Source organism: Caecibacteroides pullorum (assembly GCF_019239235.1).
Taxonomy (GTDB): domain Bacteria; phylum Bacteroidota; class Bacteroidia; order Bacteroidales; family Bacteroidaceae; genus Bacteroides; species Bacteroides pullorum.
In genome coordinates this window covers 61,178-77,041 of record NZ_JAAZTS010000003.1, presented here as the reverse complement: position 1 = coordinate 77,041, position 15,864 = coordinate 61,178, and the positions used below count along the sequence as shown (strand labels likewise).

Below are 15,864 nucleotides of genomic sequence, written 5' to 3'. Positions count from 1 at the left end.
GGTCACGCATCCTTCAGATACTTCGAACCCAACCTCCTGTTTTAAGGCTGCAAAATTATAAAAAAAGTGGAGAAAAGCGTTGTTTTAGAGAAGAAAAACATTTGTATGCCAAGAACAGACACATCCTGACACAACCTCCAAAATGCCTTTTATCAGACAAAAGGCTGACTTTACAAGCCGAAAGCATAGTTTTTCACCACCTAACACAGTGCTTTCTGAATCCCTAACACAGTGCTTCCTCAGTAGTTCACAAAGCACTGTATGGCACCCTCACAGAGCACTTCATCAGACCCTCACGAAGCACTGTATGACACAACCACTCTCTATTTCGATATGTAAAACAAAAAGGGAATTCACTCTTAAAGCGAATTCCCTTAATATATTGATGATTATCTATCTAATGTCAGCCTTCAATGGCAGCTTGAGCCGCAGCCAGACGCGCGATAGGTACACGGAACGGTGAGCAGCTTACGTAGTTCAAGCCAACCTTGTGGCAGAACTTCACGGACGACGGTTCACCACCATGTTCGCCACAGATACCACACTTCAAATCCGGACGGATGGCACGACCCTTCTCAGTAGCCATCTGAACCAACTGACCTACACCATTTTGGTCGAGTACCTGGAACGGGTCTACCTTCAAGATCTTCTTTTCCAGATAAACCGGCAAGAAAGAAGCGATATCATCACGTGAGTATCCAAACGTCATCTGTGTCAAGTCATTCGTACCGAATGAGAAGAATTCAGCCGACGAAGCGATGCGATTAGCAGTCAGGGCTGCACGCGGTACTTCGATCATCGTACCTACCTTGAATTCGATGCTGTCACCTACTTCTTCAAACAGTTTGGCAGCCTCAGCACGGATTACTTTCTCCTGTTCCTTGAACTCGTAGAGGATACCGGTCAACGGCACCATGATTTCGGGATGTGTCTCCACACCTTCCTTCTTCAGTTCAAGAGCAGCGCCCAAGATAGCGCGTGTCTGCATCTGAGTGATTTCAGGATAAGTATTACCCAGACGGCAGCCACGATGACCCAACATCGGGTTGTGTTCGCACAAAGCCTCAACACGCTGTTGGATGTATTGCAAGCTAACGCCCATGGCTTCAGCCATTTCCTGCTGTCCCTTCAGATCGTGGGGCACAAACTCATGCAAAGGCGGATCGAGCAGACGAACAGTGACAGGATAACCCGCCATTGCCTTAAAGATACCCTTAAAGTCAGCTTGCTGATAAGGAAGAATCTTCTGCAACGCCTTGCGACGGCCTTCAGCATCTTCAGCCAAAATCATTTCACGCATAGCTTTAATCTTCTCGCCTTCGAAGAACATGTGCTCCGTACGGCACAAACCGATACCAACAGCACCAAAGTTACGAGCCACGGTAGCATCGTGAGGCGTATCGGCATTTGTACGTACCTGCAACTTAGCATATTTATCGGCCAGTTTCATCAGCTCGGCAAAATCGCCGGACAGCTCGGCAGCCTTCGTTTCCACCTTTCCTTTGTATACTTCACCCGTACTTCCATTCAACGAAATAAAGTCGCCTTCTTTCAAAACGACACCGTCTACTTCCACTGTACGAGCTTTATAATCTACGTTCAATGCGCCTGCACCTGATACACAACACTTGCCCATACCACGAGCTACTACAGCAGCATGCGAAGTCATACCGCCACGAGCTGTCAGGATACCTTCGGCCACAGCCATACCAGCAAGGTCTTCGGGAGATGTTTCGATACGAACCATCACCACGCGCTTACCGGCAGCACGCCATTCAGCTGCATCATCGGCAAAGAACACAATCTGACCACAAGCAGCACCCGGAGAAGCAGGCAAACCACGAGTCAGCACCTTAGCCTGTTTCAAAGCAGACTTATCAAATACAGGGTGAAGCAACTCATCAAGCTTATTGGGTTCGCAACGCATCAAAGCTGTCTTTTCGTCGATCATACCCTGACGAAGCAAATCCATAGCAATCTTCACCATAGCAGCACCCGTACGCTTACCGTTACGTGTCTGGAGGAACCAGAGTTTGCCTTCCTGTACAGTGAACTCCATGTCCTGCATATCGCGATAGTGGTTTTCAAGCTTCGTCTGCAGAGCATCCAGCTCTTTATAGATTTCAGGCATAGCCTCTTCCATGGAAGGATACTTGGAAGCACGTTCTTCTTCGCTGATACCTGCCAGTTCAGCCCAACGTTGTGAACCGATCTTGGTGATTTGCTGCGGCGTACGTATACCAGCTACCACGTCCTCGCCCTGCGCGTTGATCAGATATTCGCCATTGAACAGGTCTTCACCCGTAGCGGCATCACGGCTGAAGCAAACACCTGTAGCTGAAGTATCACCCATATTACCAAATACCATCGCCTGGACATTAACAGCAGTACCCCATTCATCGGGTATACCTTCCATCTTACGATAGAGGATGGCACGTTCGTTCATCCAAGAATCAAATACTGCACAGATAGCGCCCCACAGCTGTTCGTAAGCACATGTCGGGAAGTCCTGTCCGGTACGTTCTTTTACAGCAGCCTTAAAGCGCTTTACCAGTTCTTTCAGGTCTTCCACCTCCAATTCATTATCCAGCTTCACCCCTTTTGCGTGCTTCACGTCCTCAATAATAGCTTCAAACGGATCGATGTCATCCTTGTTGGTCGGTTTCATACCCAACACAACATCGCCATACATCTGTACAAAACGACGATAAGAATCCCATGCGAAACGCGCATTACCCGTCTTACGGGTCAAGCCTTCCACAACCTCATCGTTCAAACCCAGGTTCAGAATAGTATCCATCATACCCGGCATGGAAGCACGGGCACCCGAACGTACAGATACCAACAGAGGATTTTCCACATCACCGAACTTGGAAGACATCAGGCTTTCCACATGTGATATGGCTTTTTCAACATCTTCTTTCAACAATTCAACCACTTTGTCGCGTCCCATTTCGTTGTACTCAGTACAAACTTCTGTTGTAATGGTAAATCCCGGAGGTACCGGCACTCCAATCAGATTCATTTCGGCCAGGTTCGCACCTTTACCACCCAACAGATTTCTCATGTCGGCCTTGCCTTCTGCATGGCCATTTCCAAAGGTATAAACTCTTTTTTTATCCATAATATTAAAAAGGTTTTGAATGTGCTTTTCTCAATTCATGTGCGCAAAGCTAAATATATTTCACATACTATAAAACTTTTTGCACAAGAATTTTAGATAAAAATGCAATTTCGACATTGCAATCTTTATTATTTCTCCAAAACATTAATATTTACCGAAAAATAGCTATTTTTGCAGCAGAATTTATTAGACTGGTGTAAAAGTGGCAAGAAAGAGAAAAGAACTTCCTCTACTGGAAAAGGTAACAATAACAGACGTGGCTGCCGAAGGAAAAGCCATCGCAAAAGTAAATGATCTGGTTATCTTCGTACCTTATGTTGTACCTGGAGATATAGTCGACTTACAAATCAAAAGAAAGAAACATCACTACGCCGAAGCAGAAGCGGTAAAAATCCACGAATACTCCCCCAAAAGATCCGTTCCATTCTGCCAGCACTATGGCGTATGTGGCGGATGCAAATGGCAAGTACTTCCTTATGCTGAACAAATCAAGTATAAGCAAAAACAGGTAACCGACAACCTGACGCGTATCGGGAAAGTGGAATTACCGGAAGTTTCTCCCATTTTAGGTTCAGACAAGACAGAATTTTATCGAAACAAACTGGAATATACATTCTCCAACAAACGTTGGCTTACAACTGAAGAGGTGGAACAAGACGTAGTGTATGAACAGATGAACGCCGTGGGCTTCCATATTCCCAACTCATTTGATAAGGTACTGGCCATTGAAAAATGCTGGCTTCAGGACGATATATCCAACCGTATCCGTAATGCAATCCGCGACTACGCATACGAACATAACTATACCTTCAACAATATCCGTACCCACGAAGGTATGCTGCGCAACCTTATCATACGTACTTCTTCGACAGGTGAACTGATGGTTATATTAGTGTGCCGCATCGAACGAGACGAAGAAATGGTACAGTTCAAAGCGATGCTTCAATACGTGGCCGACTCGTTCCCCGAGATCACTTCCTTATTATATATAGTAAACAATAAGGTGAACGACACAATTACCGACCTCGATGTGCAAACATTCAAGGGCAAGGATCATATCTTCGAAGAGATGGAAGGGTTGCGCTTCAAAGTAGGGCCCAAATCGTTCTACCAAACAAATTCAGAACAAGCCTATAAACTGTACAAGGTAGCACGCGACTTTGCTGGACTAACCGGTAACGAACTGGTGTACGATCTTTATACAGGCACAGGAACCATTGCAAACTTTGTATCCCGACAGGCACGCCAAGTCATCGGTATCGAGTACGTGCCCGAAGCTATCGAAGATGCAAAAGTAAATTCAGAAATCAACGGCATCGACAATACACTCTTCTTTGCCGGCGACATGAAAGATATCCTGACACAGGACTTTATCAGCCAGTACGGACGGCCCGATGTCATCATCACTGACCCACCCCGCGCAGGCATGCATCCCGACGTCATCAACGTTATTCTGGAAGCACAACCCCAACGCATTGTCTATGTCAGCTGTAACCCCGCTACACAAGCCCGTGACCTGCAACTGCTGGATGTGAAGTACCGCGTCAAAGCCATACAACCCGTTGATATGTTTCCCCATACACACCATGTGGAAAATGTTGTACTGCTTGAACTGAAAGAACAATCTGCAACTGAAAACCAATAAAAATCTCTTCACGTGTCAAAAGAAAAAATAACTGCAAGGGCTCGTGCCCAATATACGGATTACTTTGTCAAAGAGTCGATGGAACTGATGGAATTTCTGGCAGCCAAGATGCCTCAGGCAAGCCGTACCAAGCTGAAATCGCTCCTGAGCAAACGTATTGTGTTTGTAGACAACGTCATCACCACCCAATATAATTTTCCCCTGCAGCCCGGAATGAAGGTACAAATCAGCCGCGACAAGGGCAACCGCGAGTTCCACCACAAGCTGCTGAAAATTGTCTACGAAGACGCCTATCTCATCGTTGTAGAGAAAATGCAAGGGCTGCTCTCGGTCAGTACCGAACGGCAGAAGGAGCGTACCGCCTGTACTATTCTGAACGAATATCTGAAGCGTTCAGGACGCAACAATCGTGTCTACGTAGTACATCGCCTCGACCGTGACACTTCCGGACTGATGATGTTTGCCAAAGATGAAAAGACGCAGCATACACTGCGCGACAATTGGCATCAGATTGTATTTGACCGCCGTTACGTGGCCGTCGTGGCAGGTGAAATGGAAAAAGACAGCGGCATCGTCCGCTCCTGGCTAACGGACCGAACACTGTATGTTTACTCCAGTCCATCGGATGACGGCGGAAAGGAGGCCATCACGCACTACCGCACCATCAAGCGGGCCAACGGATATTCACTCGTCGAACTGCATCTTGAAACAGGGCGAAAGAACCAGATACGCGTCCACATGCAGGACTTGGGACACCCCATCATTGGTGACGGACGTTATGGCATCGAAGACCTCAACCCCATCGGCCGTTTGGCGCTCCATGCATTCAAGCTCTGCTTCTATCATCCCGTCACCGGAGAAAAGATGGAATTTGAAACACCCTATCCACCCAGCTTCAAGAACCTGCTGGTAAAGAAATGAACTGACACGACCATCCCAACGGTTTCCCAGATATAAAAAACGCCATGGATTTACAGGATTGAAAAGTGTAAATCCATGGCGTTCGTATTTCAAGCCGAATAATAGAGTGCCGTCAATAACCTTCTTCTGTCAGCACGATGATTTCTCCGTCCAATCTGCCGGAAAGGTAATGTTCGCGTACCCATACGTTTTCAAACACTTTCTCGCCGGTAGTAAATGTCAGGAGCAAAGCTTCTTTGCTATTATCTACCCATCTCCATGAAAATTCCCGATCTACGGAAGTCTTTCCATCTTCATCGTATGTCACGGTCAATTCTTGTCCCTTCTGGTTTTTCGAATAGAAAGTCAGCTTATATTGGCGCACTATGGCACCATCCTGTTCGGTCTGCATGATCCAAGTCTTGTCGCACAAGCCTTCATCTGTATTCTTAATGGTTTCATAGACGATATCGTCACCACACGACAGAAAGAGGAATGACAGCATGCAGGCTGTCAGCATTTTCACAAAATTACAAGTTTTCATAAATCTGTTTTTATTGATAACGGCGGCAAACATAATGAAAAAAACAGGATGAGACAAGCTTTTTACCAAAGGCGTTTAAACTTTCCGATGATGACACTGTCTAACAAAATAAGAAACTTAACTTAAAAAATGACGATTATGAAGAAATCTACAACTATCCTTTTATTGGCAGCTGCGCTTTCTTTCGGCTACCTGCCTACCTGTACGATGAGTGTCGAGGCCTCTAATCCAACTGCCGTAACTGATAAAGATCCTAAAGACCACAAAACAAAGAAACCTCACCACAAGAAGCCCGAACCGCCTCATAAAGTCCATCACCGGAAACCCGAGCCGCCTCACAAAGTTCACGGTCACCGTCCACCCAGAAGACCGATGCCGCCCGTAGGGACACATTACAGGGAACGTCCCCAGCACTGCATAAGTATCAGCTTCAATCATGCACCCTACTTTTTTGCAGAAGGTATTTTCTACCGCTATGCCAATGCAAGTTACGTCGTGGTACGCCCCGAAATAGGCATGATTGTGCCTCTCTTGCCAGAAACCGGCGTGTACCGGATTAAGAAAAAAGGAGAGATACTGTATGTCTGCCACGATGTCCTCTACCGTCCCTTCAAGTCCGGAGGAAACCTGCACTTCAAGATTGTAGGTTTCCTCTAACGGAGCAGCCTTTACTCCGGCAGGTTATTGCTGGAGTAGAGGCTGTCGATGATGCCGTCGGCCAGACCGATGACGGGCACGTGGACGTACTGCGCCTTTACCGTTTCGGCAATGGTCAGGAATATCCGCGCGGCGGGGACGATGACGTCGGCACGGTCTGCCTTGAGGCTGAATTCCTTCATGCGCTGCTCGGGCGTCAGGGGGCTGAGCTGGTCGTAGAGTTCCTGCAAGGAGGCAATGGGCATCCGCTGGAGCTTTTTGTCTTTCTTGTCGGCCAGACGATAAAGCTTGTTGATATTGCCGCCCGAACCGATGATGTTGATGTCGGAGAAGTCAGCAGTCAGGCGAGTCAGGTCGTCTTTCATCTGTTCCCAGACCTCTTCGCGCACTGCGTTGCTCAACATGCGCACGGTACCTACGTTGTAGGAAAGCGACTGTACCAGCACGCCGTTCGTCAGGAGATTGATTTCGGTGCTTCCACCGCCCACGTCGACGTAGATGTAGTTGCCGGTACGGTCTTCGAGGCACTCCACGTGGTTGTTGTAAATCATGCGGGCCTCTTCCTGTCCGTCGATGATTTCGATACGGATACCCGTATCTTTCAGTACTTTCTTGATGACGGCCTTGCCGTTACGGGCGTCGCGCATGGCCGAGGTGGCGCAGGCGCGGTAGTCGGTCACTTCGTATATCTTCATCAGCTGGCGGAAGGCTTTCATCAGGCGACGCAGTTTCACGGCTTTGCCCTCCGAAAGCTCGCCCAGCGAGAAGACGTCGAAACCCAGACGGAGGGGCACACGGAGCATCATCACCTTCGACAGCCGACGGCTGACCAGGTTTTCGTTTTCTTCTTCTTTCTTAATCAGGAGCCGCACGGCGTTCGAGCCGATATCGATGGCGGCATAACATTTCTTACACATATCTTTTTTTTATTTCTTTCAGATTGAACATCATTTGCCTGTTTCGGGATTCCGTCCTGCACGTTGCAGGAAGCTTTCCAGCTCCGGGATTCCGCCCTGCACGCTGCAGGAAGCTTTCGCGCTCCGCGATTCCGTCCTGCACGCTGCGGGAAGCTTTCGCGCTCCGCGATTCCGTCCTGCACGCTGCGGGAAGCTTTCGCGCTCCGCGATTCCGTCCTGCACGCTGCGGGAAGCTTTCGCAGTTCGCGATTCCGTCCTGCACGCTGCGGGAAGCTTTCGCAGCAGACTATTCGGCCGGATCGAGTGGCAGGAGCCGGTTCGCCTCCTTATAATACCGGTACAACTCCTCTTGCGAACGGAAAGGACTCTCCTCGCCTGTCGTCCAAGGCTCGTTCCTTCCCCTGCCGTCGACGATGCGTCCCTGCATCGTATCGCGCAAGCCGTAGTCGATGACACGGGCCAGGTCGGCCTTGATGGCGGGGTCGTAGACGGGTGCCACGACCTCTACGCGGTTGTCCAGGTTGCGGGGCATCCAGTCGGCCGAACCGATGAAGCATTTTTCCTCGCCTCCGGCGGCAAAGATGAAGATGCGCGAATGTTCCAGATAGCGGTCGATGATGCCGCAGATGCGTATCGTGTCGCTCACGCCGGGGATGCCGGTGACCAGCGAACAGTTGCCTCGCACCAGCAGGTCGACAGGCACGCCACTGGCCGACGCCTCGTAGAGCTTCCGCACCATGTCCGTGTCCGTGATGTGGTTGATCTTGACACGGATATAGGCGGGCTTTCCCTGCTGGCGGTTCTTGATTTCGTTGTCTATCAGACGAAGGAAGCGTTTCTTCATCTCGTTGGGCGAGACGAGCAGTTCCTTGAAGGAAACGGGTACATAGGGCTTCTCGATGAAGGTAAAGACGGAGTTGACATCGCGCACCACGTTGCGGGCAGCCGTCATCAGCAGGTAGTCGGTATAGACGCGCGCATTGCCTTCGTGGAAGTTTCCCGTACTGATGCAGGCGATGTCGAGCCCGTTCTTCATGCCGATGTGGGTGATTTTGGAGTGCACTTTCAGGTTCTCCACGCCGAAGATGACATGAATGCCGGCATCCTGCATTTTCTTCGACCAGCTGATGTTGGACGCCTCGTCGAAGCGGGCCAGCAATTCGATGACGACCGTCACCTTCTTGCCGTTACGGGCGGCACAGATAAGGGCGCGCACCACTTTCGAGTCCTTGGCCAGGCGGTAGAGCGTGGTCTTGATACTCTTCACCTCCTTATGGATGGCGGCCTCTTGCAAGAGGCGGATGTAGTAGTCGAAGCTATGGTAAGGCACGTGGATGAAGCGGTCGCCCTTCTGCACTAGCCGCAGCAGGCTCTCGCCGCTATCCAGTTCAGGACGTACCAAGGGTTCCCAACGTGGGTATTTCAAGTCCTTCCGGCCGCAATCGGGGAAGGACATCAGGTCTTTGTGGTTATGATAACGACCTCCGGCCAGCACAGTGTCCAGCTTGTCGAGATTCAGCATGTTCATCACACGCTTGTGCAGGTCTTTCGGCATGGCGGCGTCGTAGATGACGCGCAAGGCATCGCCTTTCCTCCGACTCTTCACTCCCTTGGATATCTTCTGCAACATGCCGTTGCGCAGGTCGTTGTCCATCTCCATCTCGGCATCCTTCGTAAACTTGAAGGCATACGCTTCGAAGTGGTCGTAGTTCAGTCCGCTGAAGATGATCGGAAGGCAGAATCGGATGACATCGTCCAGGTACATCAGGTAGTTGTTGCCGTTCTTGTCGGGCAGTCGCACAAAACGTCCGCAGACCGAAACAGGCAGTTCGATCAAAGCATACTCGGCTTGCTTCTTATGTTCGGCCTGCATCTTGACGGCCAGGTAGATGTTCTCGTCCGTTTCGTCGGCCAGCTGCTTCACCGCCGAAATCCACACGGGACTGACAAATCCGCTCAGCTGCTGGCGGAAGAACGTACGCACATACTGTTGCTGCTCTTCGTCAAGTTCATCCTCCTTCAAAAGGCAGATATGCTCGGCACGCAGCTGCTGGGTGACATCACGAATGGCCAGCTCGTACTCCTTGGCGTACTTGTTGTTCAGCTTGGTGATCTGCTTGATGAGCTGCCGGGCATGTTCGCGTTCGGCCTTCACACTCCGGTCCTCACACTCGGCGATGCGGCTCAGCGTCGCCATACGCACGCGGAAGAATTCGTCCAGATTGTTTGAGTAAATACCCAGAAATCCCAACCGTTCCAGCAGCGGGATCTGTTGCTTGGTGGCCTCCTGTAAAATGCGTCGGTTGAAATACATCCAACTCAGATCACGCTCCACATATGCCTCCGACAAGTTTTTCTTGTTGACCGTCCTTTTTGCCATAAGTTTCATTATTTTTCCGCAAAAGTAGAGGACGGGTATTACATTCAGATTTCAAATCCGTTACAATATTCATACGGTACTCCCAAAGGTAACCGACCGGAATGTACAGCTTCCTCCAGCGCCTCCAGGATGATGCGCTCGGCACTCCGCACCCAATAGCGGAACTCCACGTTCGGACGATAGTTGCGTTCGAAGTCCAGCAGACGTTGCAGGTCGAACGAATCGGCCACGATGCCCGCTCCCGTCCGTGCGGCGTCGTAGGCGTTGCAGTCCTGCTCGATGTGGGCAGGCACCATCAGCAGCGGTTTTCCCAGATACATGGCTTCGCACACAGACTCGAACCCCGCCGTTGTAGCGTAAGCACGACAGCCGGACATGTAGCGCAGAAACTTCATGTCGTCTATCTGGTGGAAAGTCAGCGTGTCGTCCATGCAGCACGTCTCCTCCTCACCAGGCTTGTCCCAAAAGAAATGGAGAGGTACACGCGGATGGCGGCTGTGCCACCCCAAGACGTCGTCGGCAAACCCCGCGTTAAGCAAGTAGCCGTGCAGGTAGTCGCCCCTTTCGCTCTCACAAGCCAACACTTCCGACCGTAGCAGTGGAGGAACTACACGAATGCGTGAAGCCGGACTGTCATCCATCGGACGGAAAGACAACGCCAATCTGCGGCAGGCTCCGATACTGGTCAGACGGGTGAAGAAGCGCAACAGAGAAAGACTCCATCCACTTTTTTGCGGAAAGTGAAATTCAGGATGCAGGAAAAGATACTGATGTCCGATGCTGACCTGCGGCACCGATGGACGGAAAAAGAAATAAGTCAGTCCCGTAAGCAGCTCATAGAAGTTGACAACAAGTTCGGCTTCCGTTTCTCGAATACGACGATCTATGTAACGCATACTGCGGAAGTAGGCAGGCAAACGCAACAGGTTGTAAACCACACTGCGTGTCAGGCTTACCCGGCGGTTGGCCGGTGTAGGCAGGAAATTTGGACTCAGGAAACGTTTGACGGGCGCCTTGATGTTCCGGTTGAAGAAGCCGGGCAGACGACGCGAACTACTCTGGCCCACCAGCACCTCGACCACGTCGTAACCATTACGGCGCAGTATGCCTTCCAATGTAATGGCTTGGGTGAGATGTCCCCGCCCTTCGCCCTGAATGATGAACAATACTTTCATAGGACTTCAATGTATATAATAGATGTGTATTCCACAAATAAAGATTTCAAACCAATCCGCACCTGCATCACGCAGATGCGGAATCCAAAAGAGAATATATGAATTTACGTAAGAAATGCCTCTCTCCGTATCGAGGTCAGATATATTCTTCGACCATGAACATATCGCTGACAAAATCGTCTACGACACGTTCCAAGTTCTCGCAAGCTTCATCCGGCGTTTCGCCGTACGCGCTGCACAACAGGTTGTTCATGTAGTAAGCAAAGAATCCGCCGCCGGCGGCAGCTTCTACAGTGTAATCATTCTGATTCAGTTGCATAATCATTCCTCCTATTTTTATTTGGCATTGCAAAAGTGCACAAACCTTATTGCAACGGTATTGAGAAGACGTTACAAATCTGCTAAATGCAACCAAAAACACAAACCTATCATTTTCCTGCACAAGTCCGCCCGTTTCCCAAAGGAATTACGTACTTTTGCACAACTAAATAAAAAAGAGTTTTCACTATGAAGAAACTGATAAAGGGAGCCCGCTTCACTCCCAGAAACTATTCCGATGAAGTAGAAGCTAAAATACAACAGTATAAACATGAAGGCGTCCGCCTGCCACAACGCCACCTGCTCCGTACCGAAGAGCAACTGGCTGGTATCCGTGAAAGTGCCAAAATCAATACCGCCCTGCTCGACTATATTTCTGAGAATATCCGCGAAGGCATGTCCACCGCTGAGATAGACCACATGGTCTACTGCTTCACAACCGATCACGATGCCATTCCTGCACCGTTCATGTACGAAGGTTACCCGAAGAGCGTATGCACCAGCATCAACGACGTTGTGTGTCACGGCATCCCCAGTACCAAGGAAATCCTAAAGAGCGGCGACATCGTCAACGTCGATGTATCGACCATCTACAAAGGCTACTTCTCCGACGCCTCACGCATGTTCATGATCGGCGAAGTGAGTCCCGAGATGAAACGTCTCGTCGAAGTGACCCGCGAATGCCGCGACATCGGTGTCCGTATGGCACAGCCTTGGACACGCCTGGGAGACATCGGCGCGGCCATCCAGGAACATGCCGAGAAAAACGGCTACAGTGTGGTACGCGACCTGTGCGGCCACGGATGCGGTGTCAAATTCCACGAAGAGCCCGACGTAGAGCATTTCGGCAAACGAGGTACAGGCATGATGATCGTGCCGGGCATGACGTTCACCATCGAACCAATGATCAACATGGGCAGTTATGAAGTATTCATCGACGAAGCCGACGGATGGACCGTCTGCACCGACGACGGCCTGCCCTCAGCTCAGTGGGAAAGTATGGTGCTGATTACCGAGAACGGAAACGAAGTGCTGACAGAATAAGGAGACATCTTCGCATGAAAAAATTTCTGACTACAGCTCTTTTATCTCTTAGCCTTTGTGCAACAGATATGTATGCACAAATCAATCTGCATTACATAGATGCCAACGAAGCCCGTACTCTGCTTTCGAAAGAAGATGCCACTACCCGTCAGTGGAGCCGTTTCGATTACGAAGCCCGGTTGGGCAAAAAAGGAGGCACTCGGCAGGAGTTGATGTGTTTCATCGCCGATCAGGCACGCGACTGGAGCAAGGAGGACAAACAACGCATGCAAGAAGCGGCCGATTCACTGAACAGCCACATCAAAGCCCTAAACCTGTCATTGACTCTTCCGCAGGAAATCAGAATTCTGAAAACAACCATGGCCGAAGAAGGCGGTGCAGGCGGATATACTCGTATGGACTACATCGTAGTGGAAGAACAAATAGCCCGCATGAAGCCCCAGCAAGCAAGTTATCTGCTGGCACACGAACTGTTCCATGTGCTGACACGCAACAATCCGGATTTCCGTGAGAAAATGTACAAGCTCATCGGCTTCAACATCGTACCTGAAGAATTTGAAGTACCGGCCGATTTGCGCGATGTGGTGATTACTAATCCCGATGTCAACCGCTTCGACAGTTACGCCCGTTTTCGCATCAAGAGTGAAGAACGTCCCTGTGCGATGCTGATATATGCCAATAAGCCATACGAAGGAGGCAGCTTCTTCAATTATCTGACAATCGGTCTGATGCCGCTGAAAGACGGTAAGGCAGAACAGAAAGACGGAAAAACGGTGATATACGGAATAAAGGATGCAGAGAATTTCTTTGAACAGGTAGGAAGGAATACCAACTACATCATCAATCCCGAAGAAATACTGGCCGAGAACTTTGCCTTCCTGCTGACCCGCAAGCCTGTTAGCGGCACTCCCGAACTGATTGAAAAGATGCGGCAGGCTTTGCAGCCACAAAGATAACCGGCGGGGATTGGTTTTAACAAACGGACATAATATTGTACATCATGGAAATCGTATTACTGATTATAGGACTGGGCGTCGGGACAGGTATCGGAATGTTGGTTGCGGGACGTAAATCCACCGCACTGAAAGCGCAGCTTGAAGCCGCACAGCAACGTGAAGACTTGCTGAACCGTACGACCAACGAACGCATCGAACGAGAGAAAGCGGTTGCCGAGGAGCGGTTGAAAGCCATCGGGCAGCAAAGCACCGAACGACTGGCCGCACAAGAAAAACAGTTTGGTGAACGACTGGCCGAGCAGGAACGTCTTTTTGCCAACCGCCTGGCTGAACAGGAGAGGTTGTTCAATGAACAGAACAGCAGCCGTGAACAACAATTCGCCGAACGACTGGCCGAACAACGGCAGCAACTGGAAAAGCGCCTGGCCGAACAGCGTGAAGAGGCCGAAGCACTGCACCGCCGCATGAACACTGAGTTCGAAGCATTGTCCAACCGCATCTTCCAAAACAAGGCCGACGACTTCAAGCGACTCAATGCCGAACACATCGGCAATCTGCTCCGCCCCTTGGGTGAAAATCTCAAAGACTTCCGCGAAAAGGTAGAACAGGTATACAACACCGAAGCCAAGGAACGCTTCTCACTGGGCGAACGCATCAAGGACCTTGTGGAACTGAACAACCGCCTGAGCGAAGAGGCCAACAACCTGACCCGCGCCCTGAAGGGCGACTCGAAAATGCAGGGTAACTGGGGCGAAGTCATTCTGGAACGCCTGCTCCAGGCATCGGGCCTCATCGAAGGCGAACATTACGTCCGCCAGGAGTTCCTGCGCGACGAGCGGGGTGAAGCACTGACCAACGAAGAAAGCGGTCAGCGCATGCAGCCCGACATCATCGTCCGCTATCCCGATGACCGTGAAATGATTATCGATTCCAAAGTTTCCCTATCGGCCTACGCCACCTATACCGCCGCCGAGAATAAGGAAGAGCAAGCCCGCTGCCTGAAGGCACATCTGCAGTCCGTCCGTGCCCACATCGACGAACTGAGCCGCAAGGACTACTCGCACTACGACGTCAAGGCACCCGACTTTGTCATGATGTTCATCCCTACCGAAGGAGCTTATCTGCTGGCCGTACAGAGCGACGCCAACCTGTGGGAATATGCCTATAACAAGAAGGTCGTCCTGATGAGCCCCACCAACCTCATCAGTGCCCTGCGCCTCTCGCTTGACCTGTGGAAACGCGAGAATCAGGTAAAGAACGTGCAGGCCATCATCAAGCGGGGCACGTCGCTCTACGAAAAGATTGCCGGCTTCACCGACACGTTCCTCACCTTGGGCGACCGTCTGGGCAGCCTTCAGAAGGACTACGACAAAGCTTTGAACCAGCTGTCGGACGGAGCGGGTAGCGTCGTCCGACAGGCTGAACAGCTGCGTGGCATGAGCCTGACACCCAAGAAGCGCATATCGCCCCGACTTCTGCCGGCCGGAGAAGAGGAAGAAAAGACAGAAGAAACATCCGAACTGAACCAAACAACAACAAAAGAATAAGGCAATGAAGACATTGAAAGACCGCATCCTTCGCGACGGACGCTGCTTCCCCGGAGGAATCCTGAAAGTAGACAACTTCATCAACCATCAAATGGACCCCATCCTGATGAAAAGTATAGGCGTAGAATTCGTACGCCGTTTCGCATCAACCCAAATCAACAAAGTCATCACGGTAGAGGCCAGCGGAATTGCTCCGGCCATCATGGTAGGCTACCTGCTCGAACTCCCCGTCGTTTTTGCCAAGAAGAAAAAGCCCAGTACGATGGAGAATATGCTGGCCACCTCGGTCTTCTCCTTCACCAAGCAGCGCACGTATGATGTCTGTGTCAGCCGCGATTTCCTCTGTCCGGGCGACAAGGTGCTGTTCATCGACGACTTCCTGGCCAACGGAAACGCAGCCAAAGGTATCATCGAACTGGTGAAACAGGCCGGCGCCGAGCTGGTCGGCATGGGCTTCATCATTGAAAAGGCCTTCCAGCACGGAGGCGACGAACTGCGTGCGGCAGGCATCCACGTAGAGAGCCTGGCTATCATAGAAAGTCTGGACAACTGCGAAATCAAGATCAGATAAACTTTTTTTCATCATCAAAGGCGCGGAGCGCACGGACTGCTTGCCTGAAAGCAACCGTACCATCCGCGCCTATCACATTTTAGATA

General features: G+C 50.5%; 13 protein-coding genes. 7 read left to right on the top strand and 6 right to left on the bottom strand.

Features of this window, described 5'->3' with window-relative positions; genetic code table 11:
- Nucleotides 1–403: 403 nt before the first annotated feature.
- Entirely contained in the window at nucleotides 404–3,124 is a 2,721-nt protein-coding gene (gene ppdK / locus HF894_RS03780) for a pyruvate, phosphate dikinase (RefSeq protein ID WP_204971161.1), read from the bottom strand.
- A 202-nt stretch (nucleotides 3,125–3,326) separates the two neighbouring features.
- Between ppdK and rlmD the strand changes: the two genes are divergently transcribed.
- Nucleotides 3,327–4,769: a 23S rRNA (uracil(1939)-C(5))-methyltransferase RlmD gene (gene rlmD, locus HF894_RS03775; RefSeq protein ID WP_204971160.1), complete on the top strand. Its 1,443-nt coding sequence runs from the start codon at nucleotides 3,327–3,329 to the stop codon at nucleotides 4,767–4,769.
- 12 nt (nucleotides 4,770–4,781) lie between these two features.
- A complete protein-coding gene (locus HF894_RS03770; protein ID WP_204971159.1) occupies nucleotides 4,782–5,690 on the top strand; it encodes an RluA family pseudouridine synthase in 909 nt (302 codons plus the stop codon).
- Between the two features lie 112 nt (nucleotides 5,691–5,802).
- Here HF894_RS03770 and HF894_RS03765 read toward each other — a convergent pair whose 3' ends face one another.
- Nucleotides 5,803–6,213 (bottom strand): hypothetical protein, encoded by a 411-nt coding sequence (locus HF894_RS03765; RefSeq protein WP_021846241.1) that lies wholly within the window; start codon nucleotides 6,211–6,213, stop codon nucleotides 5,803–5,805.
- Nucleotides 6,214–6,351: 138 nt separating this feature from the next.
- Here HF894_RS03765 and HF894_RS03760 point away from each other — a divergent pair, with 138 nt between their 5' ends.
- Nucleotides 6,352–6,870 carry a DUF6515 family protein gene (locus HF894_RS03760; RefSeq protein WP_204971158.1) on the top strand — a complete coding sequence of 173 codons (519 nt, stop codon included), beginning with the start codon at nucleotides 6,352–6,354 and terminating at the stop codon, nucleotides 6,868–6,870.
- Between the two features lie 11 nt (nucleotides 6,871–6,881).
- Here HF894_RS03760 and HF894_RS03755 read toward each other — a convergent pair whose 3' ends face one another.
- The 4 genes from HF894_RS03755 to HF894_RS03740 form a co-directional block, all read right to left on the bottom strand.
- Nucleotides 6,882–7,787, bottom strand: coding sequence for a Ppx/GppA phosphatase family protein (locus HF894_RS03755; protein WP_204971157.1), 906 nt, complete (start codon nucleotides 7,785–7,787; stop codon nucleotides 6,882–6,884).
- Nucleotides 7,788–8,073: 286 nt separating this feature from the next.
- Nucleotides 8,074–10,167, bottom strand: coding sequence for an RNA degradosome polyphosphate kinase (locus HF894_RS03750; protein ID WP_204971156.1), 2,094 nt, complete (start codon nucleotides 10,165–10,167; stop codon nucleotides 8,074–8,076).
- A gap of 44 nt (nucleotides 10,168–10,211) precedes the next feature.
- Nucleotides 10,212–11,342, bottom strand: a complete 1,131-nt coding sequence (locus tag HF894_RS03745) for a glycosyltransferase family protein (RefSeq protein ID WP_075316804.1) — start codon at nucleotides 11,340–11,342, stop codon at nucleotides 10,212–10,214.
- Between the two features lie 136 nt (nucleotides 11,343–11,478).
- On the bottom strand, nucleotides 11,479–11,667 hold the full coding sequence (locus HF894_RS03740) for a hypothetical protein (RefSeq protein WP_234983982.1): 189 nt from the start codon (nucleotides 11,665–11,667) through the stop codon (nucleotides 11,479–11,481).
- Between the two features lie 182 nt (nucleotides 11,668–11,849).
- Between HF894_RS03740 and map the strand changes: the two genes are divergently transcribed.
- The 4 genes from map to xpt are packed head-to-tail and all read left to right on the top strand — an operon-like array spanning nucleotide 11,850 to nucleotide 15,778.
- The gene (map, locus tag HF894_RS03735; RefSeq protein ID WP_075316803.1) at nucleotides 11,850–12,704 is read left to right on the top strand and encodes a type I methionyl aminopeptidase; all 855 of its coding nucleotides are present in this window, start codon (nucleotides 11,850–11,852) and stop codon (nucleotides 12,702–12,704) included.
- Between the two features lie 14 nt (nucleotides 12,705–12,718).
- Nucleotides 12,719–13,660, top strand: a complete 942-nt coding sequence (locus tag HF894_RS03730; protein WP_204971155.1) for a hypothetical protein — start codon at nucleotides 12,719–12,721, stop codon at nucleotides 13,658–13,660.
- Between the two features lie 44 nt (nucleotides 13,661–13,704).
- Nucleotides 13,705–15,207, top strand: coding sequence for a DNA recombination protein RmuC (gene rmuC / locus HF894_RS03725; RefSeq protein ID WP_204971154.1), 1,503 nt, complete (start codon nucleotides 13,705–13,707; stop codon nucleotides 15,205–15,207).
- Nucleotides 15,208–15,211: 4 nt separating this feature from the next.
- Entirely contained in the window at nucleotides 15,212–15,778 is a 567-nt protein-coding gene (gene xpt / locus HF894_RS03720; protein WP_021847664.1) for a xanthine phosphoribosyltransferase, read from the top strand.
- The last annotated feature ends 86 nt before the right edge of the window (nucleotides 15,779–15,864 follow it).